At 71.9% G+C, this 26,998-nt stretch carries 25 protein-coding genes; 7 read left to right on the plus strand and 18 right to left on the minus strand.

The features are described from left to right. Positions 1 to 46: 46 nt before the first annotated feature. Both ACFYOH_RS07580 and ACFYOH_RS07585 read right to left on the minus strand, forming a co-directional pair. Positions 47 to 1,894, minus strand: a complete 1,848-nt coding sequence (locus tag ACFYOH_RS07580) for a glycosyltransferase (RefSeq protein ID WP_388622159.1) — start codon at positions 1,892 to 1,894, stop codon at positions 47 to 49. Then, on the minus strand, positions 1,891 to 3,213 hold the full coding sequence (locus ACFYOH_RS07585; RefSeq protein ID WP_388622161.1) for a nucleotide sugar dehydrogenase: 1,323 nt from the start codon (positions 3,211 to 3,213) through the stop codon (positions 1,891 to 1,893). Before ACFYOH_RS07585 ends, ACFYOH_RS07580 begins: the two co-directional genes overlap by 4 nt. Positions 3,214 to 3,478: 265 nt before the next feature. Between ACFYOH_RS07585 and ACFYOH_RS07590 the strand changes: the two genes are divergently transcribed. After that, positions 3,479 to 4,792, plus strand: coding sequence for a GH1 family beta-glucosidase (locus ACFYOH_RS07590; protein WP_388622163.1), 1,314 nt, complete (start codon positions 3,479 to 3,481; stop codon positions 4,790 to 4,792). A gap of 9 nt (positions 4,793 to 4,801) precedes the next feature. Next, positions 4,802 to 6,082, plus strand: a complete 1,281-nt coding sequence (locus tag ACFYOH_RS07595; RefSeq protein ID WP_388622165.1) for an MFS transporter — start codon at positions 4,802 to 4,804, stop codon at positions 6,080 to 6,082. 24 nt (positions 6,083 to 6,106) lie between these two features. On the opposite strand, the gene ACFYOH_RS07600 is transcribed toward ACFYOH_RS07595, so the two are convergent. After that, positions 6,107 to 6,961 carry an NAD-dependent epimerase/dehydratase family protein gene (locus tag ACFYOH_RS07600; protein WP_388622167.1) on the minus strand — a complete coding sequence of 285 codons (855 nt, stop codon included), beginning with the start codon at positions 6,959 to 6,961 and terminating at the stop codon, positions 6,107 to 6,109. A gap of 123 nt (positions 6,962 to 7,084) precedes the next feature. On the opposite strand from ACFYOH_RS07600, the gene ACFYOH_RS07605 reads away from it, so the two are divergent. Next, on the plus strand, positions 7,085 to 7,939 hold the full coding sequence (locus ACFYOH_RS07605; RefSeq protein ID WP_388622169.1) for a helix-turn-helix transcriptional regulator: 855 nt from the start codon (positions 7,085 to 7,087) through the stop codon (positions 7,937 to 7,939). On the opposite strand, the gene era is transcribed toward ACFYOH_RS07605, so the two are convergent. Continuing rightward, positions 7,936 to 8,889, minus strand: coding sequence for a GTPase Era (era, locus tag ACFYOH_RS07610; RefSeq protein ID WP_388622171.1), 954 nt, complete (start codon positions 8,887 to 8,889; stop codon positions 7,936 to 7,938). The two genes, ACFYOH_RS07605 and era, sit on opposite strands and share 4 nt — an antisense overlap. Positions 8,890 to 9,040: 151 nt before the next feature. Here era and ACFYOH_RS07615 point away from each other — a divergent pair, with 151 nt between their 5' ends. Further along, the gene (locus ACFYOH_RS07615) at positions 9,041 to 10,357 is read left to right on the plus strand and encodes an ammonium transporter (RefSeq protein WP_388622173.1); all 1,317 of its coding nucleotides are present in this window, start codon (positions 9,041 to 9,043) and stop codon (positions 10,355 to 10,357) included. Beyond that, entirely contained in the window at positions 10,354 to 10,692 is a 339-nt protein-coding gene (locus ACFYOH_RS07620) for a P-II family nitrogen regulator (RefSeq protein WP_361244217.1), read from the plus strand. Before ACFYOH_RS07615 ends, ACFYOH_RS07620 begins: the two co-directional genes overlap by 4 nt. Here the strand turns inward: ACFYOH_RS07620 and ACFYOH_RS07625 are convergent. The 5 genes from ACFYOH_RS07625 to ACFYOH_RS07645 form a co-directional block, all read right to left on the minus strand. Continuing rightward, a complete protein-coding gene (locus tag ACFYOH_RS07625; protein ID WP_388622176.1) occupies positions 10,586 to 11,596 on the minus strand; it encodes a WxL protein peptidoglycan domain-containing protein in 1,011 nt (336 codons plus the stop codon). The genes ACFYOH_RS07620 and ACFYOH_RS07625 overlap by 107 nt on opposite strands. Before the next feature lie 71 nt (positions 11,597 to 11,667). Beyond that, on the minus strand, positions 11,668 to 13,005 hold the full coding sequence (locus ACFYOH_RS07630) for a beta-xylosidase (RefSeq protein WP_388622178.1): 1,338 nt from the start codon (positions 13,003 to 13,005) through the stop codon (positions 11,668 to 11,670). Between the two features lie 173 nt (positions 13,006 to 13,178). Further along, positions 13,179 to 13,655, minus strand: a complete 477-nt coding sequence (locus tag ACFYOH_RS07635) for a hypothetical protein (RefSeq protein WP_388622180.1) — start codon at positions 13,653 to 13,655, stop codon at positions 13,179 to 13,181. Between the two features lie 163 nt (positions 13,656 to 13,818). Next, a complete protein-coding gene (locus tag ACFYOH_RS07640; RefSeq protein WP_388622182.1) occupies positions 13,819 to 14,172 on the minus strand; it encodes a cytidine deaminase in 354 nt (117 codons plus the stop codon). A gap of 51 nt (positions 14,173 to 14,223) precedes the next feature. Beyond that, a complete protein-coding gene (locus ACFYOH_RS07645; protein WP_388622341.1) occupies positions 14,224 to 15,084 on the minus strand; it encodes a helix-turn-helix transcriptional regulator in 861 nt (286 codons plus the stop codon). A gap of 109 nt (positions 15,085 to 15,193) precedes the next feature. On the opposite strand from ACFYOH_RS07645, the gene ACFYOH_RS07650 reads away from it, so the two are divergent. Further along, positions 15,194 to 16,636, plus strand: a complete 1,443-nt coding sequence (locus ACFYOH_RS07650; protein WP_388622184.1) for an MFS transporter — start codon at positions 15,194 to 15,196, stop codon at positions 16,634 to 16,636. Here the strand turns inward: ACFYOH_RS07650 and ACFYOH_RS07655 are convergent. From ACFYOH_RS07655 to ACFYOH_RS07690, 8 genes are all read right to left on the minus strand, one after another. Then, a complete protein-coding gene (locus ACFYOH_RS07655) occupies positions 16,621 to 17,646 on the minus strand; it encodes a S66 peptidase family protein (RefSeq protein ID WP_388622186.1) in 1,026 nt (341 codons plus the stop codon). The two genes, ACFYOH_RS07650 and ACFYOH_RS07655, sit on opposite strands and share 16 nt — an antisense overlap. A 52-nt stretch (positions 17,647 to 17,698) precedes the next feature. Then, positions 17,699 to 18,058 (minus strand): MmcQ/YjbR family DNA-binding protein, encoded by a 360-nt coding sequence (locus ACFYOH_RS07660; protein ID WP_388622188.1) that lies wholly within the window; start codon positions 18,056 to 18,058, stop codon positions 17,699 to 17,701. Continuing rightward, the gene (locus ACFYOH_RS07665) at positions 18,055 to 19,356 is read right to left on the minus strand and encodes a hemolysin family protein (protein ID WP_388622190.1); all 1,302 of its coding nucleotides are present in this window, start codon (positions 19,354 to 19,356) and stop codon (positions 18,055 to 18,057) included. The genes ACFYOH_RS07660 and ACFYOH_RS07665 overlap by 4 nt, the downstream gene beginning before the upstream one ends. A gap of 8 nt (positions 19,357 to 19,364) precedes the next feature. Then, positions 19,365 to 19,862, minus strand: a complete 498-nt coding sequence (gene ybeY, locus ACFYOH_RS07670) for an rRNA maturation RNase YbeY (RefSeq protein WP_388622192.1) — start codon at positions 19,860 to 19,862, stop codon at positions 19,365 to 19,367. Positions 19,863 to 19,874: 12 nt separating this feature from the next. After that, entirely contained in the window at positions 19,875 to 20,957 is a 1,083-nt protein-coding gene (locus tag ACFYOH_RS07675; protein ID WP_388622194.1) for a PhoH family protein, read from the minus strand. 139 nt (positions 20,958 to 21,096) lie between these two features. Beyond that, positions 21,097 to 22,254, minus strand: a complete 1,158-nt coding sequence (locus tag ACFYOH_RS07680) for a carbohydrate kinase family protein (RefSeq protein ID WP_388622196.1) — start codon at positions 22,252 to 22,254, stop codon at positions 21,097 to 21,099. Between the two features lie 64 nt (positions 22,255 to 22,318). Further along, positions 22,319 to 23,608, minus strand: a complete 1,290-nt coding sequence (locus ACFYOH_RS07685) for a glucarate dehydratase family protein (protein ID WP_388622198.1) — start codon at positions 23,606 to 23,608, stop codon at positions 22,319 to 22,321. After that, positions 23,605 to 24,561 carry a 5-dehydro-4-deoxyglucarate dehydratase gene (locus ACFYOH_RS07690; RefSeq protein ID WP_388622200.1) on the minus strand — a complete coding sequence of 319 codons (957 nt, stop codon included), beginning with the start codon at positions 24,559 to 24,561 and terminating at the stop codon, positions 23,605 to 23,607. The genes ACFYOH_RS07685 and ACFYOH_RS07690 overlap by 4 nt, the downstream gene beginning before the upstream one ends. Positions 24,562 to 24,776: 215 nt before the next feature. On the opposite strand from ACFYOH_RS07690, the gene ACFYOH_RS07695 reads away from it, so the two are divergent. Beyond that, positions 24,777 to 26,039: an MFS transporter gene (locus ACFYOH_RS07695; protein WP_388622202.1), complete on the plus strand. Its 1,263-nt coding sequence runs from the start codon at positions 24,777 to 24,779 to the stop codon at positions 26,037 to 26,039. Here ACFYOH_RS07695 and ACFYOH_RS07700 read toward each other — a convergent pair. Continuing rightward, the gene (locus tag ACFYOH_RS07700; protein ID WP_388622204.1) at positions 25,991 to 26,995 is read right to left on the minus strand and encodes an adenosine deaminase; all 1,005 of its coding nucleotides are present in this window, start codon (positions 26,993 to 26,995) and stop codon (positions 25,991 to 25,993) included. The two genes, ACFYOH_RS07695 and ACFYOH_RS07700, sit on opposite strands and share 49 nt — an antisense overlap. Between the last annotated feature and the right edge of the window lie 3 nt (positions 26,996 to 26,998).

A 26,998-nucleotide genomic window follows, 5' to 3' on the forward strand; every position in this document is an offset into this window, starting at 1 on the left:
GTCAGCAGGGCGGCGAGGAGCCGCAGCACGAGGGGTGGGCGCTTCATCAGTTCGCCCCCCGCGCCCACACTCCGCGCCGGATGGTGGCGAAGGAGTACGGCAGCAGCCAGGCCAGGATCAGCGCGGACAGCAGGCTCATCAGCGGGCGGTACCGCCAGCGGCCGTCACCCGGGTTGTCGATCTTGAAGGCGAGTCCCCAGACACAGCCCTTGAGGATCACCCCGCAGATGTACAGCAGGGTGAGGAAGGCCGCGCCGTGCAGCGGGGCCCACAGCAGGTGCCGGAACGCCATGACCGGCGCCGCGACCACCCACAGGGCGTGCCCGTAGTAGAGGGCGGCCGGGCCGAAGCCGCGGCGCCACATGAACGAGCCGGTGAAGAACAGGTTCCGGATGAAGCTCTTCTTCCAGCGGATCTGCTGCTTCATGAACGGCTTGAAGCGCGCCGGCACGTTCGTCCACACCTTCGCCGACTGCACGTACCCGATCCGCCAGGTGCGCTCGGGGTAGTCCTGGGCGGTGACGAACGGGGAGTCGGCGTGGCGCCGCTTGAGGGCCTTGCCGCGCCAGCGCTGGCCCAGCACATAGCCGGTGAGCTGGCGGTCGGTGGCGAAGCGGAAGGGCGCGCCGAGGAAGCGGTCGCCGGCCCAGGCGGGCAGGTAGTTGTAGATGGCGTCCCGGCGGAACACGGCCAGCGGACCGGAGACGCAGGTCACCGAGCCGAAGGTGGCCTCGGCGGCCTTGGCGACCCGGAACTGGCCCTCGTACCAGACGTCCTGGGCCTTGGTGAAGAAGGTGTCGGCCGCGTTCAGCGCGCGGGCGTGACCGCTGACGGCGCCCAGCTCGGGGTGGGTCACCAGGGCGCGGACACAGCGGGCCAGGGCGTCCGGGGCGAGGATGCAGTCGGAGTCGGTGAACGCGATGACGTCGCCGTCGGCGATCTCGCAGGCCCGCACCAGGGCGTGCTTCTTGCCGAGGTTCTTCTCCAGGTAGATGACGGTGATGCCGAGTTCGGCCTCCAGGCGGCGCAGTACGTCGCGGGTGCCGTCCTCGGAGAGGTCGTCGACCACGATGATCTGCAGGTCCGGGTACTCGCTGCCGGCCATGGAGCGCACACAGGCCTCGATGCACTCCTCCTCGTCCTTCACCGCGAGCAGGAAGGAGACCCGGGGCACGGAGGGCAGGGCGGGGAAGGAGGCGAGGTCCTTGGCGCGGGGCCGGCGCCTGAGCTGCCGCTCGGACGGGTCGTCGTAGCGGCTGTAGGCGATGTAGAGCATGGCGATGGTGCCGACCAGCACGGTGAAGCCGTAGCCGAGCACCAGCGGGCTCTGGGCCAGCCGGGGCGCCTCGCGGGCGAGGATCAGCAGCAGCGGCAGCAGGCACAGCAGCGTCAGGACGCGCCGGGCCGCGTGCCGGATCGCCGGGTCCTGCCGGTCCAGCCGCCGGCGTATGAAGCCGGGCTGGTGGCGGCGGGCCGAGCGCAGCCGGGGCAGCGGGACGGGGGCCGCGGTGGGGCGGCCAGGCCGTGCGGGTACGGCGGCCGGGCGGGCCGACGTCGCCTCGCGGGTGCCGGTGTGGGCGCGGGCCGGGGCGGACGCGGTGCTGTACGCGAACTCGGGTGCGGCTTCGAACGGCGTCGCGGGGGCGGGCGGGGCTGCGTACCGCGTCGTGGGTGCGGGGTGGTACGCCGTCGCGGCCTCGGGGTCGTACGGCACGGCGCCGCCGGGACCGTACGGCGTCGTTTCCCGCGCGGTGGTGCCGCGCCGTCCGCCGAAGGCCTCGTCGACGTACGCCATGGCGTCCTCCCCGGCCCAGCCGTGCTGTTCGCCGGGGGTGTCGGCCATCTCCTCGTACCGCCACTCGCCGCCCGGCGAGCGGTGTGCTCCGTTGCTCACACGACCGCCTTGGCGGTGACGGAGTCGAGCCGGTAGGTGGCGTCCAGCACCAGCGGTTGCCCGGTGAGCCAGTCGAGGCCGACGCCGGGGTGCAGGGTGTGCACCAGCACGAGGTCCCACTCCTGGCCGGCCGGTTCCGGGACGCTGGTGTGCACGGCGGCGCCGAGGCGCAGCGAGGTCACCAGCGGGTCGAAGAACTCGACCTTGGCGCCGTCGGCCGCCAGTTCCTCCAGGATCTCCAGGGCCGGGGACTCGCGCAGGTCGGCGACACCGGGCTTGTAGGCGACCCCGACGACCAGGACGCGGGCGCCGGAGACGGACCTGCCGTGCTCGGCGAGCAGGTCACGGGCGCGCTGCACGACCCGGCGCGGGCGGCCGGCGATCGCGGTCATGGCGGTGTCGACGAGCGGCGAGGAGACCCGGCGGGCGCGCAACTGCCAGAGCAGGTAGTGCGGATCGCAGGGTATGCAGTGTCCGCCGACGCCGGGGCCGGGGTAGAAGGGCATGAAGCCGTACGGCTTGGTGGCGGCCGCCTCGATGATCGGCATCGGCTCCAGGCCGAGGACCCGGCAGTCCTCGGCGAACTCGTTGGCCAGCGCGATGTTGACGGCGCGGAAGGTGTTCTCCCACAGCTTGGTCATCTCCGCCTGCTCGGCGGAGGGCAGCAGGTGCACGGCCGGCGCGGTGCGCTGCAGGACCGCCTCGGTCAGGCGGTTGGTCAGGTCGTTGGTGCCGCCGGCCACCCGGGGCGTCCTGTCCTGGGCGTGGTGGGCGTTGCCCGGGTCGATGCGCTCGGGCGAGAAGGCCACGAACACATCGGTGCCCACCCGGAATCCGCGCGCGGTGAGCGGCTCGACCAGCAGTTCGCGGGTGGTGCCGACGTAGGTCGTGGAGGTCAGCATGATCAGCTGGCCGGGCACGGCGTGGGCCACCACCGCGGCGCAGGCGGCGGACAGGGCGTTCAGGTCGGGGACGAGGTGACGGTCGACGGGGGTCGGCACGCAGACGACCACGGTGCGCGCCCGCTGGATGGCGGCGGGGTCCGCGGTCAGGGCGAAGCGCGGGTCGTCCCGGTGGGCGGTGAGCCGGTCGTGGTCGCTCGGCAGCAGGTCGACGTCGCCGCTGCGGACGGCGGCGAGGCGGGCCTCGCTGACATCGATGCCGACGACCTCGTTGCCCGCCGCCAGCAGGGCGAGCGCGGTGGGCAGCCCGACATAGCCCAGGCCCACGACGGCCACGGCGGCCGCGGCGTGCTCGGCCGGAACGGGTGCGCTGTCCTCGGAGGCCGGACGCGTGGGCGACGGTGAGAGAAGGTCCATGGCTCCCCGTGATCGACTGGTTGACGGTGAAACAAGACCCGGAAGGTACTTGCGTCTCCGCCATTCGATCAATCGTGAGACACGTGACGCCTTGGGCGATTTACCCGGTATATGCGCGCAACGGCCGCCCGATTGGCCAGGTTTGACGTCAGTCACCCCTTCCGCTTATGAGGAGATCATTAATAAGTCGCGATGAACATGTAATGGGATGTGGAGAAGTTGTGAATCCTTACCCACGGTAACCTCGGCTGAGGATGATCCGGCCATGGCGACTGACGCAGGCAATCCGATACCTCGGTTCCCGGCCGACTTCCTGTGGGGCGTGTCGACCTCCGCCCATCAGATCGAGGGGGCGGCGGACGAGCGCGAGGCGTCCGTGTGGGACGTGTTCACGGCCGGACCGGGGCGGGTGAAGGACGGTTCGACGGCGGCGGTGGCCTGCGACCACTACCACCGCCACCGGGAGGACGTGGCCCTCCTCGCCGGCCTCGGCGTGGACGCGTACCGCTTCTCCGTCTCCTGGCCCCGGGTCAACTCCCCCGGCGGCCTGGACTTCTACGACCGCCTGGTGGACGAGCTGTGCGCGGTGGGCGTACGGCCCGTGCCCACCCTCTTCCACTGGGACCTGCCCGCCTCCCTGGACTGGCTCCGGCGGGACACGGCGGACCGGTTCGCCGAGTACGTCTCCGTGGTGGCCGAGCGGCTCGGCGACCGCGTCACCAAGTGGATCACCCTCAACGAGCCCGCCGAGCACACCCTCCTCGGCCACGCCCTCGGCGCCCACGCCCCGGGCAGACAGCTCCTCTTCGACGCGCTCCCGGTCGCCCACCACCAGCTCCTCGCCCACGGCCTCGCGGTACGAGCCCTGCGCGCGGCCGGAGCGGCGGACATCGGCATCGCCAACTCCCACGGCCCCACCTGGCCCGCCTCCGCCGACCCGGCGGACACGGAGGCGGCCGGCTTCTACGACGTCCTGCTCAACCGCCTGTTCGCCGAGCCGGTCATCCTCGGTCAATATCCCGAAGGCATGGGCGAGTTGATGCCTGGCGACGTGCAGGAGGACCTGAAGGTCATCGCCGAGCCCGTCGACTGGTACGGGATCAACTACTACGCGCCGGCCCGGGTCGGTGCCCCCGTCGGCACCGACAGCGAGTACGGCGGTCTGGCGCTGCCCGCCGAACTTCCCTTCTCGGTACGGCAGATCGAGGGACGGGCGGTCACCGACTTCGGCTGGCCGATCGTCCCCGAAGGCCTCACCGAGCTGCTGTGCGGCTTCCGCGAGACCTACGGCGACCGGCTCCCGCCGATCATCGTCACCGAGAACGGTTGCTCCTACGACGGCCTCGACGACCAGGACCGCATCGCCTACCTGGACGCCCACATCCGCGCCCTGCACACCGCCATGGCGGCCGGCGTGGACGTGCGCGGTTACTTCGTGTGGTCCCTGATGGACAACTTCGAGTGGGCCGAGGGCTATCAGCGCCGCTTCGGCCTGGTGCACGTGGACTACCAGACGCTGAAGCGCACCCCGAAGGCCTCCTACCACTGGTTCCGGGACCTGCTCCGGGCCCAGAGATGACGGCCCGCGATGACCGCGCAGGATGACGGCACGGAGGCGGCCACGGTCCGTGCCCCGGCCGCGCTGGCCGAGCCCGTCGAACCGGTCGGCCGGGGCTGGACGGCGGCCCTCTCGCTGGCCAACGGGGCGATCTGGGTCGGCTGGTTCGGCCCGCTGCAGATCCTGCTCGCCTCCCAGGCGAAAGACTTCGCACCCGGCTCCGGGATGTCCAAGGAGACCATGCTCGCCTGGGTGACCGGCGCCGGCGCGGTGGTCTCCCTGTTCGCCAACCCGCTCTTCGGCGCCCTGTCCGACCGTACGACCGCCCGCCCCGGCCGCCGTACGCCGTGGATCGTGGCGGGGTCGGCGGGCGGCGCGCTGTCCCTGCTGCTGCTCGCTCGGGCGGGCGGGGTGTGGTCCATGGCGGTGGGCTGGTGCCTGGTGCAGCTCACGCTGAACGCGGCGTTCGCGGCGGTGACGGCGGCCGTGCCGGACCGGGTGCCCCGGCGCCAACGGGGCGCGGTGGGCGGCTGGCTGGGGGCGGCGCAGATCCTGGGCGTGGTCGGCGGCACGGGACTCGCGACCGTGGCGGGCGGAGTGGGGGCCGGGTATGCGGCGTGCGCGGTGTTCACGGCGGCGGGCGTGCTGCCGTACGTGCTGCGCTACGCCGACCTGCGGCTGCCGCCGGAGGACCGCCCGCCGTGGTCCCGGCGCGGGTTCCTCGCGGGCTTCTGGCTGAGCCCGCGCCGGTACCCCGACCTCGGCTGGGCCTGGCTGACCCGGTTTCTGATCAACCTCAGCAACTCGCTGGTGCTGTTGTACCTCCTCTACTACCTGCGGGACCGCCTGCACTACGCCGACCCCGGCCAGGGCGTGCTGATCCTGACGGCCGTCAACAGCCTGACGCTGATGGCGACGGTCGTGGCGGGCGGCGTCTGGTCGGACCGGGTGGGCCGGCGCAAGCCGTTCGTCGTCTGGTCGGGCGTGCTGATGGCGGTGGCGACGGCGGCCCTGGCCGGCTGGCAGACCTGGCCCGGCGCGCTCGTGGCGGCGGCCGTCCTCGGCGTCGGCTTCGGCGTGTTCACCTCCGTCGACTTCGCGCTGATGACCGACGTCCTGCCGAAGGCGCTGGACCGGGGCAAGGACCTCGGAGTCATCAACGTGGCCAACGCCCTGCCCCAGGTGGCCGCCCCCGCTCTGGCGGCGCCGATCGTGACCTATCTGGGCGGCTACCGGGTGCTGTACCTGGTGGCGGCGGTGATCGGGCTGGCGGGGGCGGTGCTGGTGGGGCGGATCAGGGGGGTCGACTAGTCGGCTGGACAGGGCCTGGGCGGCTCAGAGGACTCCGGCGTCGCGGGCGGCCCAGACGGTCGGATAGAGGGGCCGGAAGCCGAGGTCCCGGCGGATCCGCTCGGTGGACATGACCCCCAGCCATGGGTCGGGGTCGGTGCGGGTGTGCATGTCGGCGGGCACCTCGACGCCGTTCAGCCGGTGCAGCTCGACCGCCGTGACGGGGGCGTCGTCGGCGATGTTGTAGACGGGGCCGCCGACCGCCGGTGCGTACAGCAGGCGCAGCAGCCCCTGGGCGACGTCGGCGTGGTGGCCCATGTGCAGCCGCTGGGTGGACGCCCAGTGCGTGGCCCAGCGCAGGGACTGGGCGAGGTGCGGGTCGCCGTCGCCGTAGACGAAGGGCAGGCGGCCGATCCGCACCTCCATGCCCTCCAGCGCGAGCAGTTCCCGTTCGGCCGCCGCCTTGGACTCGGGATAGGCGCCCCACATCGCGCCTCCGGGCCGGGTCTCGTCGTCCTCGGTCAGCGGGCGGCCCCGCCCGACGCCGTACACGAGACCCGTGCTGACCTGCACGAAGCGCCGCACACCCGAGGCCAGTGCGGCGCGGCCCAGGGCCACGGCCGCGTCCCGGTTCACGGCCCACGCCTCCTCGTCCGGCACCCCGCGGAAGGACGCCGCGATGTTCACGACCGCGTCCACCCCGGCGAGCGCCTTGCCGAGCGTCTCCTCGTCCCGCAGATCGCCGACGGCGACCTGGGCGCCCAGCTCGGCGAGGACCTCGCCGCGCGCCGCGTCCCGCACCAGGACCCGTACCTGCTCGCCCGGCCGCCGCTGGGCCAGCAGCCTCGGCACGAAACGCCGGCCGACCTGTCCCGTGGTGCCCGTCACCAATGTCAGCATCTTCCGCTCCTCTCGACCTGGTGCCACCACTGTCGGGCGGTGTCGCGCCGGCCGGGAGAGACCTCCCGATCAGGGGACCGACACTCCCTGGATAACCCCGGCGCGCTGCCCCACCCTGAAGAGGTGAACCGAGCCGAACTCGCCGACTTCCTGCGCCGTGGCCGTGCCCGGCTGGACCCGACCGACGTGGGCCTCACGCCCGGCGCCCGCCGCCGTACCCCGGGCCTGCGGCGGGAGGAGGTGGCGTCGCTGGCCGGCATGTCGGTCGACTACTACACCCGGCTGGAACAGTGCCGGGGCCCGCGCCCGTCCCGCCAGATGCTCACGGCGCTGGCCCGGGCGCTGCGCCTGACCGACGACGAACGGGACCACCTCTTCCACCTGTCGGGCGAGGAGCCGCCACGCCGGGAGACGACCTCCAGCCACGTTCGGCCCGGGCTGCTGCTGGTCCTGGACCGGCTGCACGACGCGCCGGCGCTCGTGGTGACGGACTGCGGGGAGGTACTGGCGCAGAACGCGATGTCCAGGGCTCTCTCAGGAGACGCGCTGACCCGTCCGCCGCGTGAACGCAACCTGGTGCGCCGCTTCTTCCTGGACCCGGCCGGACGCGAGCTGTTCCCGCCGGAGGACGTGCCGGACCACGCGCGTCAGCACGTGGCGAACCTGCGCGCGGTGACCGCGGCCCGCCCCGACGACCCCGAACCGGCCGGGCTGGTCGCCGAACTCCGGGCCACCAGCGCGGAGTTCGCCCGCCTCTGGGACGAACACGAGGTGGCGGTACGGCGCAGCGCGACAAAGCGCTTCCGACACCCGGTGGTGGGCCTCCTGGAACTCGACTGCGAGGTCCTCCTGACCGACGACCACCGCCACCGGCTCGTCCTGCACACGGCCCGCCCGGGCACGGAGTCGTACGAGCGGCTCCAGTTGCTGAGGGTGGTGGGGCTGCAGGACATGACCCCACACAGTGCCGTCGGTTAGAACCCGAGCCTGCGGAGCTGCTTCGGGTCCCGCTGCCAGTCCTTGGCGACCTTGACGTGCAGGTCCAGGAAGACCGGCGTGCCCAGCAGCGCCTCGATGTGCTTGCGGGACTTGATGCCGACCTCCTTCAAACGCTTGCCCTTGGGGCCGATGATGATGCCCTTCTGGCTGGGGCGCTCGATGTAGACGTTGGCGTGGATGTCCAGCAGGGGACGGTCCGCGGGGCGGTCCTCGCGCGGGAGCATCTCCTCCACGACCACGGCGATGGAGTGGGGCAGCTCGTCGCGGACGCCCTCCAGCGCGGCCTCGCGGATGAGCTCCGCGATCATGACCTGCTCGGGCTCGTCCGTCAGATCGCCCTCGGGGTAGAGCGCGGGGCCCTCCGGCAGCAGCGGGATCAGCAGGTCCGCCAGCAGATCCACCTGCTTGGCGCCGACCGCCGACACCGGCACGATCTCCGCCCACTCGATGCCCAGGTCCTTGCCGAGCTGGTCGATCGCGATCAGCTGCTCGGCGAGGGCCTTGGAGTCGACCAGGTCGGTCTTGGTGACGATGGCGACCTTCGGGGTCTTGCGGATCCCGGCCAGTTCCTTGGCGATGAAGCGGTCGCCGGGCCCGATCTTCTCGTTCGCCGGCAGGCAGAAGCCGATCACGTCGACCTCGGCCCACGTCGTGCGTACGACGTCGTTGAGCCGCTCGCCGAGCAGCGTGCGCGGCTTGTGCAGTCCCGGCGTGTCCACAAGGATCAGCTGTGCGTCCGGCCGGTGCACGATCCCACGCACCGTGTGCCGCGTCGTCTGCGGCTGGTTGGCGGTGATCGCCACCTTCTGCCCGACCAGAGCGTTCGTGAGGGTGGACTTGCCCGCGTTGGGACGGCCCACGAAGCAGGCGAAGCCGGCGCGGTGGACGGCCTCGGCCGACTGCTCGGATGACTGGGTACGAACGCTCATGCCGTTCATTGTCCCTGATCCACGGGCCCCGCCGTACCGTGAGGTTCCGGTAACCCCAGCGCAACGAAACGTCACGGAAACACACCTGTACGCGACCGGTAACGCTCACCGGTGACGCTCTGACGAGCCCGCCCACTCGTTGGAGACGCCCGTGACCCTCGCCGCCGCGCACGTGAGCACCGGCGACACCGCCTGGCTGCTCGCCGCGACCGCCCTCGTCCTGCTGATGACCCCGGGACTCGCCCTGTTCTACGGCGGCATGGTCCGCACGAAGAGCGTCCTCAACATGCTGATGATGAGCTTCGTCTCGATCGCCCTGGTCACGGTGGTCTGGCTGGCGGCCGGCTACTCCCTCGCCTTCGGTGACGACGCGTTCGGCGGGCTCATCGGCGGGCTCCACCACGCCGGTATGAGCGGCCTGGGCCCCGGCAGTGTGCACGGCACCGTCCCCACCCTCCTCTTCGCCACCTTCCAGCTCACCTTCGCGATCATCACCGCCGCCCTGATCAGCGGCGCGGTCGCCGACCGCACGAAGTTCTCGGCGTGGCTGGTCTTCGTCCCGGTCTGGACCCTGCTCGTATACGTTCCGATCACCCACTGGGTGTGGGGTCCGGGCGGCTGGATCGCCGGCAGGCTCGGCGCGCTCGACTTCGCGGGCGGTCTGCCCGTCGAGATCACCTCCGGCGCCTCCGGTCTCGCCCTGTGCCTGGTCCTCGGCCCGCGTCTGGGCTTCAAGAAGGACGCCATGCGGCCGCACAACCTGCCCATGGTGATCCTGGGCGCCGGTCTGCTCTGGTTCGGCTGGTTCGGCTTCAACGCGGGGTCCGCGCTCGGCGCGAACGGCCTCGCCGCGGCCGCCTTCCTGAACACCCTGGCCGCCGGCTGCACCGGCCTGCTCGGCTGGCTCTTCGTCGAGCAGAAGCGCGACGGCCACCCCACCACCCTGGGCGCCGCCTCCGGCGCGGTGGCCGGTCTGGTCGCGATCACCCCCTCCTGCGGCACGGTCTCGCTGGTCGGCGCGCTGGTCGTCGGCCTCGCCGCCGGAGTCGTCTGCTCCTACGCGGTCGGCTGGAAGTTCCGGCTGAACTACGACGACTCCCTGGACGTCGTGGGCGTCCACCTGGTCGGCGGCGTCATCGGCACCCTGCTGATCGGCCTGTTCGCCGAGAAAGCGATGACCGGCGGCGAGGAGGGCCTCTTCTACGGCGGCGGACTCGCCCCGCTCGGCAAGCAAGCGCTGGCCGTGGTGGTCGTGGCGGCGTACGCCTTCGCGGTGACGTACGGCCTCGGCAAGCTGCTCGACAAGGCGATGGGCCTGCGCGCGAGCGAGGAGCAGGAGCAGACCGGCCTGGACCTTACGGTGCACGCCGAGACGGCTTACGATCACGGGGTCCTGGGCCATGGAGCCCCGGTCTCCCACTCCGTCCTCACCGGCATCAGCACGCAGAAGGTCGACTCCCAGGCATGAAGCTCATCACCGCGATCGTCAAGCCGTACCGTCTGGACGAGGTCAAGACCGCCCTGCAGGAGCTGGGTGTGCACGGTCTGACCGTGACCGAGGCGAGCGGCTACGGCCGGCAGCGCGGCCACACCGAGGTGTACCGGGGCGCCGAGTACCGGGTCGACCTGGTGCCGAAGGTGCGGATCGAGGTCGTGGTCGAGGACGCCGACGCGGACCCGGTGATCGACGCGATCGTCAGGGCCGCGCAGACGGGGAAGATCGGGGACGGGAAGGTGTGGGCCGTACCCGTGGAGACGGTCGTCCGCGTGCGGACCGGCGAACGCGGCCCCGACGCGCTCTGACCAGGAGCATCCCGACCGCCACGCCGGCGACGAACACCAGCGCCACGACCAGCCACGGCAGCGCGAGGAAGGAGGCGCTCGCGGACTGCCGGGTGCCCGGCGCGCTCGCGGTCAGCGTCACGTCCGCCCGGTCGAGCTGGGGCGCTCCGGACCAGGTCTCGGTGAGCCGGACCCGCTGTCCCGGCAGCAGCTCGGACGGCACCCGGGTCAGCTCGCGGTCGAGCAGCGTACGGCCGAACAGCCCGCGTGCCTTCAGCTCCACCTTGGGGTCGAGGGTGACGTTCCCGGTGTTGCGCAGAGTGTAGGAGACGGTGGCCGTGCCGGTGCCGATGCCCGGGATGAGGGGCTGGTGGTGGCTGATGTGCAGCTGCCCGACGGAGAGCGCGGGCAGTGTGGGTCCGCTGACCCGGAGGTAGACGCGGGCGCCGACGGCCCGCTGCACGCCGAGAGCCAGTGATCCGCTGCCCGCGTCGACACGCTCGTCCAGGGCGACGATGGCGCCCGGGTGGTCGCCGGGTTCGGCACCCTGCGGGACGCGGAGGGTGAACGGCACGGTGACGGTGCGGTGTCCGGGCACGGTGACCCGGTCCTTCGCGGGCTTCGCCCACGCGCCCACTCCGCTCATCCGCTCCTTCAGCGTGCGCACGGCGAAACCGCCGTCCCGGGCGGTGTTGTAGGCGTCGGCCGCGTAGAGCCGGAAGGTGAGCGGGCCGCCGGTCCTGTTCTGGACGGCGACCTTGTCGGTGACGGTCCGGCCGGGGTCGGCGGAGAGGTAGAAGTAGGGCCTAGCGGCGATCTTCGAGGCGACCGGGTAGACGGACCAGCTGCCGTTGTCGGCGGCGTGGGCGGGCGTGGCCTGCCATGCCAGCATCAGGCCCAGGAGGAGGACGTACAGCTTGCGCATGGGTGCGGACCCCCACGGACGGGAGACAGGGCGGAAGACAGGGGGACGGGCGGGTGCGGACGCCCGCACGCTCAGGTGAGCGTCAGCGTGAGCACGCCGGAGTACGCGCCGGGGGGCGTGAACGCCGGTATGTCCAGGGAGAGTCCGGCGTCGACGGTGAACTCACCGCCGGTGAGCGTGCCGTTGGAGGTCGACGCCAGGGTCGCTCCCGCGGCACCCACGGTGCCCGCCGAGCCGGCCTTGCAGGTGCTGGGGCTGCCGGGTTTGGTGGCGCAGGCGGGATTCCAGCTCAGCTTGCCCGCGTCGATCTTGCCGCCGGGGCCAGTGAAGTCGGTGACCTTGCCGGTCAGGGACCAGCCCGCGGGCCCGCCGCGGAAGTCCTGCACGGTCACGGTCCGGAGCTTGCCGGTCGAGGCCCCGCCCTTGCCGAAGTCGACCGCCGACAGCGCGACGGAGTCCCCGGCCTGGGACATGGACAGCGTGCCCGCCTTGACGGTGGTGGTCAGCTTCTGGCTGCCGGGCGGGACGGGGGTGTTGTCGTTGACGACGTAGGCCGCGGGACCGGCCCCCTTGTCCGCGCTCCAGGTGCCGCCCTCGTAGGCCACGATCCCGGTCGTCGTCTTGTCGTTGACGACCAGGGAACCGCTGAAGGAGCCCTGGGCGTTCGCGGTCGCGGTGGCGGTGTCCGCGGTCTGGGTGCCGCCGGACCGGCCGGCCAGGGTGACGGTGGCGCCGGGCGTGAAGTTGCTGCCGGTGACGGTCACACTGGCCCCTGGGTCACCGGAGGCCGAACTCAGCGCGATGGCCCGGGTGTTGGCCGGAGTGCCGTCCGTCGCCGTGACGGTCTGCGACACGGGGGCGGGCGGATTGGTGACCGTGCACGGGGTGTCCAGCTCCAGGATGTAGCTGGTGTGGATGTTGTAGTCGCCGGGCGAGAGGGTGATCTGCCCGGCCTTGGTGACGGTGAACGTGCCGGTCATGGAGAAGGACGGGAACGCGGCCTTCCCCGGCACCGGCGGGTTCTTCTTCGGCCCGGCGACGGTCACGTCCCCCGTCTGGGCGCCGCCGAGGGTCACCTTCCCGGTGGGGGTCATGATGTCGGCGGGCAGGGCCAGGTCGGTGGGGTTGCTGGCGGCGGCGGTGACCACGGTGTAGGTCACGGTGACGGTGTCGCCGACCTTGGGGCTGGTGTTGTCCACCGAGACGTTCGCGGTCGTGGTGCCGTCGATCGGCGGGATGCCCGCGACGGCGGGCGGGATGCAGTGCGTGGCGAAGTCCACGTTCGTACCGGCGGCACCGGCCGGACCGGCCAGCGCACCGCCCGCGGTGACCGCGAGCGCCGTCGCCCCGAACAGCGACGCCCAGCGCCACCGTCGGGATCTTCGTGGTCTTGGGGGTGTCGAACCCATGGGGCCCCCTCCTGAGGGTCGCGGGCGCAGCGGCTCGTCTGCGCCGACAGGGGGCATTGATGTGGAGCGGGGGTGAGAAGTCAATGGAGATGCCGCAGAAACCTGACGGATCATCAGTTTCTGCGGCATCCACGGGACTTCCGGCCGGAACCGGAACAGATCGCTCAGTTCGGTCAATCGAAGACGAAGGGGCCGGGCGACTGCGGGCCGCTCGCCGTGCAGGTCACGGTGACCCCGAAGATCACCATCTTCAGCGAGCCGCCGTAGGCGTCGAGGCTGTCACCGGAGGCGACGGTGCCGGGGAGCGGGCCGACGCTGACGGCGTCGCCGGTGTTCATGGCGGGGTTCTTGGTCCCGCTGAACACCACCGATCCGCCGCCCGCCTTGGCCATGGTGAGGGTGGAGGAGATGGAGTCCTGGGCGACCGCGACCGGCGCGGTGATCGCGGAGGAGATGAGGGTGATGGTGGCCGAGGTGCCGCTCTGGGTGGCGGTGAGCGCGGCCGTGCCGCCGCCGAAGATGCCGCAGCTCGCGGTGATGGTCGCCGACTGTGGGGTGACGGCGGCCGCGGAGGGTGCGAAGGCCAGACCGGTGACCGCTAGGGCCCCGGCGGCCAGTGCCGCACCCATTGCCGTGCGCTTGCCTCTCATGGGGATCCGCTTCCCTTCCCTGTGGGGGGTGCCGTGTGGGGGGACCGACGGGCGGGTGCGGATCTGACGACCCGTCGGATGTATGGCTTCATTGATGCGCAAGGGAAGGAACCCAACAAGGTTGAATTCCAGCCGACCTTTCGTTCGGCAGTTACCAGTGCCGTCAGCCGGCGGAAACAGTCACCCGCACAGCTCCGTCAGGGCCGGCGAGCAACACCGGCGTCTCCGCGCCCCCGAGGTCGGCGACGGCAGCCAGGTCCTCGTCGGCCACGGACTCCGCCTCACTCACGACCGCCGCCGCCTCCAACGACGTGGCCCCGGAGGCCACGGCCATGGCAACAGCCGTACGCAGCGCGCTCAGTTTCAGCGAGGGCAGCGAGACCGACCCGGCGGCATAGGTACGCCCGGTGTCGTCCCGTACGGCCGCCCCCTCCGGGACACCGTTGCGGACCCGCACGGAACGGGCCAGGGTCACGATCTTGCGGTCCTCGGGGTCAAGCGCGTTGCTCTCGGTCATGCCCAGAGCATACGAAGCCACGGCCCACCCACCCCGCCATGGGGTGCCGCGTCACCCCGCCACGGGATACATCGCACCCCGCCGCCCCTCCGGAGAGGCCAGCCACTCCAGCTTCTCCGCGGTGTTCGCCTCGTCCAGCGGAGTGTGCAGCACGATCATCAGATCGGGCCGCACCGGGACCTTGAGCGCCGTGGACTCCACCACCAGCAGCCCGGCCAGCGGATGCTCCAGCTCCTTGCGGATCTGCCCCTGGTCCTCGATGTCCCGCTCGGCCCACAGCGCCACGAACTCCGGGCTGGCCGCGCTCACCTCGGCGAGCACCGCCTGGAACCCCTCGTCGTCCGGCCGCGCGGCACACGCCGCCCGGAACTGCGCCACGACCGTGCGCGCGTTCCGCTCCCAGCTGTGGCTGCGCGCCCGGTACATGGGGTCGGTGAAGAAGTCGACCAGGCAGTTCTGTGTGATGTCCGACCGCATGCCCAGCACGATCGCGGCCGCGTCGTTGTACATCACGCAGTTGTAGTACAGGTCCATGATGTGCGCCGGAAACGGCATCCAGGCGTCGATCAGCCGCCGCAGCCCGTCGCACATGTGCCGCTTCTCCGGGGCCACTTCGGGCGTCGGCGGGTTCATCCCGGCCAGCAGATACAGATGCCGGCGCTCGGCGTCGCTCAGCCGCAGCACCCGGGCCACGGCGTCCAGCACCGACGGCGAGACGGAGATCTCCCGCCCCTGCTCCAGCCACTGGTACCAGGAAGCCCCCACCCCGGCGAGCACGGCGACCTCCTCCCGACGCAGTCCGGGCGTACGGCGCCGGCCCCCGCCCGCCGGCAGCCCGGCCTCCTCGGGACTGACCCGGGCACGCCGGCTCATCAGGAACTCCCGCAGCTCGTCGCGCCGATGGCTGCGCATCGCCTCAGCAGCAGGCACGTACCGCTCCTCCCCCGTCGTGTCTGGTGGTGCCACCACCACCATAAGTTCCGACTCCCCACCGGTATTCCGCACGCCCGAAGCTCTTGCCATGGCGATCGACACCACCACTCAGACCACCACCGTCACGGGCACAGCGCTCGACACCCCCCGGCCGCCCCGGTTGTCGACGCGTGACAAGCTCGTGCTGTTCGTCCTGTGTGCGGCCCAGTTCATGGTCGCGCTGGACTTCTCCGTCCTGAACGTGGCCCTGCCCGAACTCGGCACCGACCTCGGTATGAGCCGCTCGGCGCTGCAGTGGGCGGTCACCGCGTTCGCGCTGCCCTCCGGCGGCTTCCTGCTCCTCTTCGGCCGTATCGGCGACCTGTACGGCCGCCGCAGGCTGTTCCTGACCGGCCTGGCCCTGTTCGGCGCGGCCTCGCTGCTGGCGACCCTGGCCTGGGACCCGGCGGCGTTCCTCGCCGGGCGCGCGCTGCAGGGTCTCGGTGCGGCGGCGATCGTACCGACCGCCATGTCCCTGCTGACCACCACCTTCCCGGAGGGCCCGGCCCGCGACCGCGCCCTCGGTATCGCCGGCACGGTGATGTCGCTGGGCTACACGGTCGGCATGGTCGCGGGCGGGATGCTGACCGACACGCTCGGCTGGCGCTCCACGATGGCCCTGCTCACCGTGTCCGCGCTGATCGTGCTGCCCCTGGCCCCCGCCCTGCTGCCCGAGTCCCGCACCCCGGACCGCCCGCGGCTGGACGTGCCCGGCGCGATCACGGTCACCGCGGGCCTGCTGTCGCTGATCTACGCCCTGTCCACCGCCGCCGACCACGGCTTCGGCCGCGCGGACGTCATCGCGGCGCTGACCGCCGGCGTGCTCCTGCTGACCGCGTTCACGGTGGTCGAGTCCCGCACCCGGGCCCCGCTGGTCTCGCTGCCGATGCTGCGCCGGCGCACGGTGGCCTGGGGCAACCTCGGCGGCCTGGTCACCTTCTCGATGATGTCGACGGTGATCTTCGTGCTGACCCTGTACCTCCAGGAGGTCCTGCACCTGTCGGCGTTCGAGACGGGTCTGGTCTTCGGTGTGCAGGGCGTGCTGTCGGCGGTCGCGGGCTCGCTCGCGCCGAAGGTGATCGGCCGCTTCGGCGCCCGCCGCACCCTGGTCGGCTCACTGGCCGGCCAGGGCGCGCTGATCGCGACGCTGCTCCTGCTGAACGCCCACACCTGGTCGGTGTGGGCGGCCACGGCCGCCGTGTCCCTGGCGAGCATGTTCCACCTGGGCGCGATCATCTCGTACGGCCTGACCGTCACCTCCGGTGTCCCGGACGAGGAGCAGGGCCTGGCCACCGGTCTGGTGACCTCCACCCAGCAGGTCGGCATCACGGTCGGCATCCCGCTGCTGGGCGTCCTGGCCACCACGTCCCACGACCTGCTGTCGGGCGTCCACACGGTCCTCGCCCTGGACGCGGCGATCGTCCTCGCGGCCGCCGTCCTGGTCGGCCTGGGCCTGCGCCAGGGCCGGAGCGGGGGTCAGTCCAGGGTCTGAACGATCTCGCTCCGCGCGGCCGTGTGCACCACACGGCCGCGCGCGCCGTTGACCAGGGGGAGGTAGGGGGCGACATGCCCGCACTCGACATCGGCGACGATCGGCACCCCGAGCGGACCGAGCGCGTCGAGCACGGCCTCGTGCTGGGTGAGGGTGGGGCTGTCGGGGGCGTGGGTACGGCCGACGAGGACGGCGGCGGCCCGGTCGAAGAAGCCGGCGAGACGCAGGCCGTGCAGGTGGCGGCAGATGGTGAACGCGTTGTCCTCGCAGGCCTCGACATAGACGAGCAGCGGCTCGTCCCCGGCGAACCGCGAGACGTCGAGGTACGGGGTGCCGGCGAGGTGACCGACGGTCTCGATGCAGCCGCCGATCAGCCGGCCCTCGACCTCCACGTCCCCGTCGCCGTCGCCGTCGAGCCGCGTCCAGGTGCCCTCCGCGTCCAGGGTGAGGTCGCGGATCTCCGGGTGCCCGACCCAGTCGTCCCAGCGGGCGGACCGGTACCGGCCGGGCGGCGTCTGCGCGAACGGCTCCCCCTGCGGTGCCGCCACGATGTCCAGCCAGGACCTGAGCCCCCCGGGCGTCCGGTAGGGGGTGTCCATGAGGTTGTTGCCGTGCACGGTCGCAACCCCGGTGAGCAGGGTCAGCGGCGTGATGATCGTGGACATGTCCGAGTAGCCGACGACCCAGGTCGGCTCGGCCCGCCGGATCGCCTCGAAGTCGAGCAGCGGCAGCAGATCGATCGCCGTCTCCCCGCCCCAGGGAGGCACCACGGCCCGGATCGTCGGGTCGGTCAGCATCCCGGTCAGCTCGGCCGCGCGCTCGGCGGCCGGCGCGCTGAGGTGCGTCGAGCCGTCCATGCACCGGCCGACGACCACCTCGTATCCGCGCTCCTCCAGGTCCCGCACCGCGAGGTCGAGGCGCGCGCGCATCTTCCCGGCCACCCCGCTGGACGGGGAGGTCACCCCTATACGGTCACCGGGGCGCAGGGGGCGTGGATATCGAGTCGTCATGCGCCGGATTCTGACAGGGGGTCAGCGGGTTCCGGCAACGGATTTACGGCTCCTACGGCCGGTCCAGCCGCAGCCGCTCCGCCCGCGGCAGCCCGGCGACGACGAGGTCGTACGAGTCCTCGATCAGCTCTTTCACCAGGCGCGCGGGCAGCCCGCCGTCGACCGTCACGGTGTTCCAGTGCCGCTTGTTCATGTGATACCCGGGGACGATCAGCCCGTCGTGCTCGGTGCGCAGCCGGACCGCGTCCTCCGGGTCGCACTTGAGGTTGACCGTCAGGGGCCGCGCGTCCAGCCGCGTCAGGGCGAACAGCTTGCCCCGGACCTTGAAGACGGACGTCTCCGGACTGAACGGGAAGTCCTCCACCGCCGCGTTGAAGGACAGGCAGAAGGCGCGCAGCTCTTGCGGGGTCACTCGGCCTTCTCCTCCTGAGCGGGGGGTGCGGGCACGGGCTCCACCAGCACCGTCACGATCTTGTTCCGGCGGCCGGACGCCGCCTCCGCCGTCAGCCGCAGGACGCGGGCGTCGGGCAGCTCGACCTCGGCGGACGCGCCCGCGATGGGCACCCGGCCGAGCGCCTTGGCGAGCAGCCCGCCGACGGTCTCCACGTCCTCGTCGTCGTACTCCTCCAGGCCGTACAGCTCGCCGAGGTCGGTGATGTCCAGGCGGGCCGTGACCCGGAAGCGGTCGTCGCCGAGGTCCTCGACCGGCGGGAGTTCCCGGTCGTACTCGTCGGTGATCTCGCCGACGATCTCCTCCAGGATGTCCTCGATGGTGACGATGCCGGCGGTGCCGCCGTACTCGTCGATGACGACGGCGACGTGGTTGCGTTCCTTCTGCATCTCGCGCAGCAGGTCACCGGCGTTCTTGGTGTCCGGCACGAAGGCGGCGGGCCGCATGGCGGTGGAGACCAGGTCGCCCTCCGCCTCCCGGTTGATGTGGGTCTTGCGGACCAGGTCCTTCAGATACACGATCCCGACGATGTCGTCCTCGCTCTCGCCGGTGACCGGGATCCGGGAGAACCCGGAGCGCAGGGCGAGGGTGAGGGCCTGCCGGATGGTCTTGAAGCGCTCGATGGTGACCAGGTCGGTGCGCGGCACCATGACCTCGCGGACGAGCGTGTCGCCGAGCTCGAAGACCGAGTGCACCATGCGGCGCTCCTCGTCCTCGATCAGCGACTCCTTCTCGGCGAGGTCGACCAGCGCCCGCAGCTCGGCCTCGGAGGCGAACGGCCCGCGCCGGAAGCCCTTGCCCGGGGTGAGGGCGTTGCCGATGAGGATGAGCAGCGACGGGATCGGCCCCATGATCCCGGCCAGCGGCAGCAGCACGTACGCCGCCGCCGTCGCGGTGTTCACGGGGTGCTGGCGGCCGATGGTGCGCGGCGACACCCCCACGGCCACGTACGACACCAGGACCATGACCCCGATGGCGACCAGCAGCGCCTGCCAGGTGGCGCTGAACGCCTCCAGGCAGGCGTAGGTGACCAGGGCCGCCGCCGCCATCTCGCAGGCGACGCGGACCAGCAGGGCCACGTTCAGATAGCGGGTGGGGTCGGCGGCGACCTGGGCGAGTTTCGCGCTGCCGCGACGGCCGGACTTGACGGCCTCCTCGGCGCGGAAGCTGGAGATCCGGGCCAGGCCGGCCTCCGCGCAGGCGGCGAGCCAGGCGACGACGACCAGCGCGATGGCGCCGATCACGATCTGCGGACTCATGGATGTGCTTATGAGACGGTCGGCGCCGGGGAGGGCCCGGTCAGCCCGTGCTCGGCGCGCCATCCGTCCACGATGGCGGCCTGGAGCCCGAACATCTCGGCCTTCTCGTCCGGCTCCTCGTGGTCGTAGCCGAGCAGATGCAGCACGCCGTGGACGGTGAGCAGCTGGAGCTCCTCGTCCATGGAGTGCTGTGTCTCGGCTTCCGCCCCCTGCTTGGCGGCGACCTCCGGGCACAGCACGATGTCGCCGAGCAGCCCCTGCGGCAGCTCTTCGTCGTCCTTGGACGGCGGCCGCAGCTCGTCCATCGGGAACGACATGACATCGGTGGGGCCCGGCAGGTCCATCCACTGGATGTGCAGCTGCTCCATGGCGTCGGCGTCCACGACGATCACCGAGAGCTCGGAGAGCGGGTGGATGCGCATCCGCGCGAGTGCGTAGCGGGCGATGTCGAGGATCGCCTGCTCGTCGACCTCGGTGCCGGACTCGTTGTTGACGTCGATCGACATGGTCGTGCTGGTCTACTTCCCCTTGGTGCCCTTGGCGCCGGGCTTGCCACGGCCGCCCTTGTGGGTGCCGTTCTCGGTGCCGTACTTGCTGTCGTATTGCTCGTACGCGTCGACGATACGGCCCACCAGCTTGTGCCGTACGACATCGTGGGAAGACAGCCGGGAGAAGTGGACGTCCTCGACGCCCTCCAGGATCTCCTGCACCTGCCGCAGACCGCTCTTGGTGCCGTTCGGCAGGTCGACCTGGGTCACGTCACCCGTGATCACGATCTTCGAGTCGAAGCCGAGGCGGGTGAGGAACATCTTCATCTGCTCGGGGCTCGTGTTCTGGGCCTCGTCCAGGATGATGAAGGCGTCGTTGAGGGTCCGGCCGCGCATGTACGCGAGCGGCGCGACCTCGATCGTCCCCGCTGCCATCAACCGCGGAATGGAGTCCGGGTCGATCATGTCGTGCAGCGCGTCGTACAGCGGGCGCAGGTAGGGGTCGATCTTCTCGTAGAGCGTGCCCGGCAGAAACCCGAGCCGCTCTCCCGCCTCCACCGCCGGCCGGGTGAGGATGATCCGGTTGACCTGCTTGGACTGCAGGGCCTGTACGGCCTTGGCCATGGCCAGGTAGGTCTTGCCGGTACCGGCGGGTCCGATGCCGAAGACGATCGTGTGCTTGTCGATCGCGTCGACGTACCGCTTCTGGTTGAGGGTCTTGGGGCGGATGGTGCGGCCCCGCGAGGACAGGATGTTCTGCGTCAGCACCTGAGCCGGGGTCTCGGGGCCGTCGCTCGTCCCGTTCTCGCTCGCCTTGAGCATGGCGATCGAGCGTTCCACTGCGTCCTCCGTCATCGGCTGCCCGGTGCGGAGCACCAGCATCATCTCGTCGAACACGCGCGAAATGAGAGCGACGTCGGCGGGATCGCCGACCGCGCTGATCTCATTGCCCCGGACATGTATGTCGGCCCCCGGGAAGGCCCTCTCGATCACACGCAGGAGGGAGTCGCCGGAACCCAGCACGGTCACCATGGGGTGCTGGGCGGGGACGGTGAACTGCGCTCTCGCCTGCTCCTGCGCGGGGGTGGTGTGAGCTGTGGGTGTCTGTGTCATGGGCCGGCGCTGAAGGCCTGCGCTTCCTCCTCGTCACGGCCGCGTAGCTGAGGGCGGCCTCGCGATTCCAGGGTACGACGGTGCACAGACAAGCCCGTAGGGCTTTTCGAACGGGGGGCGGCCCGGCAACGGGGGCCGCTCAGCCGGACCGGCGGAACCCGATGGTCGGGACGGCGCGGCGCAACGGCCACGGGCGGTCCAGTTCCTCCGGGACGAGCGCGTCAAGGAAGCCGTACCTGCGCAGCGCCGCGGGATCCTGCCCCGGCACCGACTGGACCCGCCGCCACCACGCCCCGACCTCCGACCACCCCGGCGCCGACAGGGACCCCCCGAACTCCTGCACCGACAGGGCCGCCGTGAGCCCGGCGAAGGCCAGCCGGTCCGCCAGCGGCCACCCCGCCAGCGACCCCGTCACGAACCCGGCGACGAAGACGTCCCCCGCCCCTGTCGGATCCAGCGCCTCCACGGCGATCGCCGGCACCTCCGCCGCCTCCCCCGTCCGCCGGTCCACGGCGTAAGCCCCCTCCGACCCCAGCGTCACCACGGCCACCGGCACATAGTCGGTCAGGGCGTGCGCGGCGACCCGCGGACAGTCGGAGCCGGTGTACCGCTTCGCCTCCTCCGCGTTCGGCAGGAACGCCTCGCAGTGCGCCAGATCGGCGAGCCCGGCGAGATCCCACGCCCCGGTGTCGTCCCAGCCGACGTCGGCGAAGATCCGGGTCCCCTCCCGCGCGGCCTCGGCGATCCACGGCGCGCGCGCACCGGGCGTCAGTGAGGCCACGGCGGCACGCGCGCGGGGCGGGCAGTGCGCGGCACCCTCCTGGAGGAGCACGGCCTCCGGGGGCGGCTGGTGCCCGTGGGACACCATGGTCCGCTCGCCCTCGTACGCCATGGACACCGTCACCGGCGAGTGCCAGCCGGGCACGGTCCGTGATCCCGACAGATCGATGCCCTCGCCCTGTGCGAGCGCGTCCCAGCAGTACTCGCCGTAGTGGTCGTCCCCGAAGGCCGCCGCCAGGGAGGTCTTCAGACCGAGCCGGGCCAGGGCCGTGGCCATGTTGGCGACCCCGCCGGGGCTGGAGCCCATGCCCCGGGCCCAGGACTCGGTGCCGCGCACGGGCGCCGAGTCCAGGCCGGTGAAGATGATGTCGAGGAAGACGGTGCCCGTCAGATAGACGTCCCAGGGCGGATCGCCGGGCCGGCGCAGCGCGGCGAGCGGGTCGACCTGGGCCTGACAGCGCGCGGCTTGGGTGAGGTGTTCCGGTTCCTCTCCGGTGATCGTGTGCGACGGGGTCACGGTGCGCTCCCTGGCGTGGTGCGGATCTGGCCAGTGTGCACCAATCACCCCGCCGCACAGGGGGTTACCAGCGGGGCATCACCGGTTGCCGCCAGCCGGGTTCGGCCACCCGCATCGCGGCCGCGTCGTCGCGGTCGCGCAGCGAGCCGTCGTCCTCGGCCCAGCGCCGGTGCAGCCGGGCCAGCTCGTCCCGGTCGAGCTCGACCCCGAGGCCGGGGGCGTCGGAGACCTCGGCCTTCCCGGCCCGGAACGCCGGACGCTCGGTGAGGACGTCCTCGGACTGCCAGGGATAGTGGGAGTCGCACGCGTGGTGAAGCCCGGGGACCGTGGCCGCGACCTGGGTCATCGCCGCGAGGCTGATGCCGAGATGGGTGTTGGAGTGCATCGACACCCCGACCCCGAAGGCAGCGCAGATCGCGGCGAGCCGCTGGGTGTTGCGCAGCCCGCCCCAGTAGTGGTGGTCGGAGAGGACCACCTGCACGGCATCGCGCGTGAAGGCCTCCCTGATCTCCCCGAAGGTGGTCACGCACATGTTCGTGGCGAGCGGGACATCCGTCCCCGCCGACACCTCGGCCATCGCCGGAGTGCCCAGCGTCGGGTCCTCCAGGTACTCCAGGACGTCCCCGAGTTCCTTCGCCACCTTCAGCGAGGTCCCGACCGACCAGGCGCCGTTGGGGTCGAGGCGCAGCGGATGGCCGGGGAAGGCCTCGGCCAGGGCCCGTACCGCGGCGATCTCCTGGTCGGGCGGGAAGACGCCGCCCTTGAGCTTGAACGAGGTGAAGCCGTGCCGCTCCTTGAACAGCCGCGCCTGGGCCACGACTCCGGCCGGGTCGAGAGCGGCCCCCCAGTCGTCCTGCTCGCAGGACACGCCCTCCGGATGGCCGGCCCACTTGTAGAACAGGTAGGCGCTGTACTCGACGGCGTCCCGCACCTTGCCGCCGAGCAGTGCGTGCACGGGCAGCCCGAGCGCCTTGCCCTGGGCGTCCAGGCAGGCGACCTCGAAGGCGGACAGCACCGACAGCCGGAGCTTGTCGGCGCTCTGCACCCCGCGCAGCCCGCCGGCGTCGACCTGTCCCTCGACCCGGGACTCGTCCACGCCGAGGTCGATCTCGAACAGTCCGTTCACATCCGTGACCGAGCGGCCGGTGAGCCGCTGAGCCAGGGAGCGGGCCGGTTCCAGGTACTTGGTGTCGCCGTAGGTCTCGCCGAGCCCGGTGATCCCGTCGGCGGTGACGATCTCCACGATCAGCCGTGGGGTGTACGGCTGGTGCACGCCCTGGGTGTTGAGCAGCGGCGGGTCGGCGACCAGGATCGGCGTGAGCCGCACCTCGGCGATGGTCAGGTCACGGGTCACAGGGAGGCTCCTACGAGGTCGAGTCCGGCGGTGAGCAGGGCCTTGAGGTCGGTGAGGTCGGCGGGCGCGGGGTCGGTGAGCGGGGCGCGCACGGGTCCGACGCGCTGTCCGCGCAGCCGTGCCGCCGCCTTCACGAGGGACACGGCGTATCCGGGGGCGCGGTCGCGGAGTTCGACGAACGGCACGTAGAAGTCCCGCAGCAGCTTGTCGGCGGTCCCGTGGTCGGCGTCCCGCAGGGCCGCGAAGAAGGCGCCGGCGATCTCCGGGGCGAAGGCGTGCACGGCGGAGGAGTAGGCGGGGACGCCGACGGTGGCGTAGGCGCGGGCCTGGATCTCGGCGGTGGCGGCGCCGTTGAAGAAGAGGAAGCCGTCGGGGGCGGCGAGGGTGAGGCGCTGGAGCCGGTCTAGGTCGCTGCGACCGTCCTTGAGGCCGATGACGTTCGGGATGCGCGCGATGCGCCGCAAGGAGTCGGCCGTATAGGCGACTTGGCCGCGCTGGTAGGCGATCAGCGGCAGCCGGGTGCGTTCGGCGAGCCGCTCCAGCTGGGCGGCGAGGCCGCGCTGCGGGGCGTCGACCAGGTAGTGCGGCAGCACGAGCAGGGCGTCGGCGCCGGCCTCCTCGGCGATCCGTGCGAACCGGGCGGCCTGCGCCCAGCCGTACCCGGTCCCGGCCACGACCGGAACCCTTCCTGCCGCTTCCTCGACGGCGGTGGCGACGACGGTCCGGTACTCCTCCTCGTCCAGCGAGAAGAACTCCCCGGTGCCGCAGGCCGGGAAGACGCCGCCGGGCCCGGCGGCGAGCCGGTCGGCGACATGGGCGCGGAAGCCACCGGGATCGAGGGAGCCGTCGTCGTGGAACGCGGTGAGCGGGAAGGACAGCACCCCGCGCGCCATCCCCTCCCGCAGTCGCCGCGCCACACCCTCGGGACTCGGATCGCCGCCCACCCGGATCATCTCCCCTTATGAATAGCGTCTACATATGCGAACAAGCTTAGCGCCTCCTACCCTGACCCCTACCGCACAAACCGAAAAGTGACGCAGATCGCACCCCCGGCCCTTCTTCCGGAAACCGCGTGCTTGGTACAACTTCCTCGGATGTTCCTGTCCGTCGACAGGCGTCGCCCTCCTCCCCCCTGCACGCCCCTCCTTTCGCCTGCCCTGGAACGCCCGTGCCCGCCCCCCGCTCCATGCCCTGGCCCCTCGTCGCCCTTTTCACGGCCGGGTATCTCGCGCCCTATCTGCTGCCGACCATCGTCGGCCGGCTCGATTCCGCGCTTCCGCTCAACCCCACCCAGGCCGGGGCGATCGGCAGTGCGCTGCTGCTGAGTTCGGCGGCGGCGGGCTTCCTGCTGGCCTCCCGGGTCGACCGGATCGGCCCCCGCACGCTCGCCCGGCTCGGCCTCGCGCTCGCCGTCCTCGGCTACGGCGGAGCCGCCCTCACGGCCTTCGTACCGGCCGTGGTCGCGGGCGCGGTCGTCGGCGGCTTCGGCTCCGGCACGGTCACGGCGGTCGCCGCGAGCGGCATCGCCGCGATGGGGGTCCCGCCGCGCGAGGATGTTCGAACGTGGGGGAGCGATCCGCACCGGGTCACCACGCTCGGCCTGCTCGGCGTCTCCGCCCTCGCCGGCGCCCTGTATCTGACGATCCCCCACCTCGGCCCCGGCCATGGCCTGCCCCTCGCGGCCATCGCGCTCACCGCGCTCGCGGTCCTCCCGCTCACCGGCCGCCTGCCCGGTCGTACCGCACCGGCCCGTGCGACCGCCGGGTACGGCCGGCTCCCCCGCCCCCGCGCCGGGCTGCTGCTGGCCGCCGCCATGCCCTGCTGGTCCCTCGCCCAGAACTCCCTCTGGGGCGTCAGCGGCCGGATCGGGCTCGACCAGGCCCACCTCAGCGAGGTCACCGTCGGCGCGGTGTTCGCGATCGCGCTCGGCGCCGGACTCGTCGGGGTCCTCGGCGCGGGGGCGCTCGGCCCCCGGCTGGGCCGGGCGGTACCCATCGGCGCCGGTACGGCACTGATCGCGGGCTGCATCGCGCTCAGCGCGTCCGCGACCGACCTCACGGCCTTCGCGGCGGGCGAGATCTCCTGGAACCTGGTCTACCCGGTCGTCCTGTCGTACGTCATCGGCCTCGCCGCCTCCCTCGACCCGCGTGGCCGCTGGGCGGTCCTGGTCGGCTCGGCGGCGTCACTGGGGACGGCGGCGGGACCGCTGGCCGGGAGTGCGCTGGCGGCAGGAACGGGCTTCCCGGTGATGGGCAAGGTGCTCGGCGCCGGGCTGCTGCTGATCGCCGTACCGATGACGGCGGTGGCGCTGCGGGCAGGCAGGCGGCCCCTGCCGGTGGTGGAAGTGCCGGTGGAGTCGCCCGCCGTGCCCGCCCGGAGCGCCTACGACACGGCGTCGCCGAACTCGTACGCGTCGACCTCGGCGATGTAGCGGGCCCGCCGCTCCTCGTCGTCCTCCAGGAAGGAGGCGAGGAAGGAGTTGCGGGCCAGCTCGCGCAGCCGGTCCTCGGTCAGGCCCAGGGTCTGGTGGACGGCCGCGAAGTTGTCGCCGGCGTATCCGCCGAAGTACGCCGGGTCGTCGGAGTTGACCGTGCACAGCAGGCCGGCGTCGAGCATGGCCGGCAGCGGGTGGCCGGCCAGCGTGTCGACCGTGCGCAGGCGGACGTTGGACAGCGGGCACAGGGTGAGCGGGATCCTCTCCCGCACCAGCCGCTGGACCAGCGCCGGGTCCTCCATGCAGCGCAGCCCGTGGTCGACGCGCTCGACACCGAGCACGTCCAGGGCCTCGGTGATGTACTCCGGCGGCCCCTCCTCACCGGCGTGCGCGACGCGGCGCAGCCCGAGCGCGGCGGCGGCCTCGTACACCTCCCGGAACTTCACCGGCGGATGCCCGACCTCGGCGGAGTCCAGGCCGACACCGGTGATCCGGTCCAGGTACGGCTCGGCCATCTCCAGGGTCAGCAGGGCCGACTCGGCGGACAGGTCGCGCAGGAAGCACATGATGAGCCTGGTGGAGACGCCGTGGTTCTGCTCAGAGCGGCCCAGCGCCCGCCACAGCCCCTCGACGACCGTGACCATGGGTACGCCCCGCGCGAGGTGGGCCTGCGGGTCGAAGAAGATCTCCGCGTGCCGCACGCCCTGCGCGGCGGCGCGGGCCAGATAGGCGTCGGCCAGGTCGGCGAAGTCCTGCTCGCTGCGCAGGACGGCCATCAGCTCGTAGTAGAGGTTCAGAAAGGACTGGAGGTCCTCGAACTGGTAGGCCTTGCGAAGCTCGTCCGTGTCCGCGTACGGCAGGGTCACGCCGTTGCGGGCGGCCAGCTCGAACGCCAGCTCAGGCTCCAGGGTGCCTTCGATGTGGAGGTGCAGTTCTGCTTTCGGGAGGGGCATCAA

The sequence above is a fragment of the Streptomyces sp. NPDC007856 genome (assembly GCF_042868225.1).
GTDB lineage: Bacteria > Actinomycetota > Actinomycetes > Streptomycetales > Streptomycetaceae > Streptomyces.